This window comes from Paracoccus sp. SM22M-07 (assembly GCF_001887735.1).
Lineage (GTDB): Bacteria > Pseudomonadota > Alphaproteobacteria > Rhodobacterales > Rhodobacteraceae > Paracoccus.
In genome coordinates this window covers 1-1,757 of record NZ_JPKW01000042.1, presented here as the reverse complement: position 1 = coordinate 1,757, position 1,757 = coordinate 1, and the positions used below count along the sequence as shown (strand labels likewise).

Sequence of the window (1,757 nt, the reverse complement as noted above, 5' to 3'; positions counted from 1 at the left end):
TCTCCTCCGGCTTGTGCTTTTTCTGGGGCATTCCTGCATCCTCCAAATGGCTCAAAAGCCATACCTCAGGGAGGACCACTTTTCAGGGGGCAGACCAGCAGCATTGGATGGATGTGTTCTGCACCTGGTATGGCCCGACCCAGAAGGCCTTTCAGTCCCTTGATGATACGAAACAAAAGGTATTGGCGGCGGACATGCTGGCGCTTGCGAACCGGTTCAACGGTGCCGATGACGGGACACTTGTGGCGCAGGGCGCTTATCTTCAGATTTTCGTCGAAAGGCGGTAAGGGCCCGTGGTAACGGAGGAGCGCTTTGTTGGCCTGTTCCGCCACGTCATGACAGAAACGATTAGATTGTCGCATCTCAGACTGAACGGCAGATTTCGGAACTGCCGCTGCACCTCATGAGAACGCTCCGAGAGGCAACTATGGGCCGAGTGCGCGGATTGCAGGCTGCCGCGCACCCGTTCAGTCTCTATGGGTGGCAGATCGACTTGAAGAGCCCCAAAGTAGACAGCTAGGGAAGTCATATCTGCAGCATTCTGCGTCGATCGGACTTCGTAGTTTCATGATCACCTTCTGCCCACGACTTATCGGACGTGCCTTCGGCTTGTCGTATTCAGAGAGAATTCCATTCCCGGCGGAGCAATGCGTATTGCATTGTGTTTTCGTAGATCGGCTGACCAGCATCATCATTCCGGAAGCTGATGTAGTCGACAAACAGCCCCTCCCGTCGCATACCCAACCGCGCACACAGCTTTTGTGAGGGCAGGTTGTGATCCTCGACATAGGCATAGAGGCGGCGGATGCCTTTAACCTGGAACAGATCCGCAAAGAGGGCATGCGCAGCCTCGAACGCATAACCGCGACCAGCATACGCCGGATTGAAGTTCCATCCGACCGAGACGGTGTCATCCTCGGGGTGTGCGAACAGGTCCCCGATCAATTCATCACTTTCCTTAAGACAAACTGCGATTTCAGCGTCATCCGAAGCACGTCGGTCAGCCTCGGCCGTCGCGGCGTCCATATCCCGAAGGGTCAGCGAGAGAAAGCAGCTCGCGACCGGGGATTTCAGATAACCCAGCAGCCCGCCCGCATCCTGGCGGCAGAAGTTTCGAAGAGCGAGGCGGTCCGTTTCAATCGGTTTCATGAAGTTTGCTTCTTGTCTGGAGATCAATGGTTCGAGGCGGCGCCGGGCTGGCGGTAAGCGGCAAGAGCAATCCAGACGGCCACCGCCAGTGTAATAACCGCGGCCGCCGCGCTGGACAGCGGGACGGCATGGGTTCTGCTGAAGGTCCCCCTTGGCCGCGGTCAGCGCCGCGCCCTGGCCATGCGAAAGCCCCGCGGCAACGATGTGGAGTTCGTCGATGCCGCGGTGGCTGCTTCAGGGGACAGCTCTGCCGGTATCGCCATGCCGTATTGGCTCACGTTGAAATTCAAGCTTCGGTCTGACTACTTCCTCCGTCAACGTCCAGAATGTCACGCACAGCAGACCGTGCCATCTTGGTTTCGCTGCGCCAAGACATGAACGTCCGGTTTGGAGAAGCTGCAAGGCAGCATCGGTCTTGCTTCGAGCGGCTGGTAAGGGCTGGAAGCGCGGGTCAGGGGCTGCCCCGCCCCATGTTATCGCCAAGGGCGGCAGATCGACGCGACGAGCCTATTGCGGCCGTCGCTATCTGTCCTGCGCTCAACCTCTAGCTGCTGAACCCCAAGAAACAACCGTTTTTCGGAAGATGCAGGCTAATGCTGCGGCAACCC

Annotated in this window: 1 protein-coding gene and 1 pseudogene; one reads left to right on the top strand and one right to left on the bottom strand. The window is 58.1% G+C overall.

Going from position 1 to position 1,757, the window contains the following annotated elements; translation table 11 throughout:
- Window positions 1-287 (top strand): annotated as a pseudogene (locus tag IE00_RS20325) (hypothetical protein); the annotation flags it as partial.
- A 331-nt stretch (window positions 288-618) separates the two neighbouring features.
- Here IE00_RS20325 and IE00_RS19330 read toward each other — a convergent pair.
- Window positions 619-1,149: a GNAT family N-acetyltransferase gene (locus tag IE00_RS19330; protein WP_072298780.1), complete on the bottom strand. Its 531-nt coding sequence runs from the start codon at window positions 1,147-1,149 to the stop codon at window positions 619-621.
- Window positions 1,150-1,757 lie beyond the last annotated feature (608 nt).

Excerpts from the sequence above, each read along its gene's own strand:
- IE00_RS19330 (WP_072298780.1), bottom strand. The coding sequence starts at position 1,149 with ATGAAACCGATTGAAACGGACCGCCTCGCTCTTCGAAACTTCTGCCGC.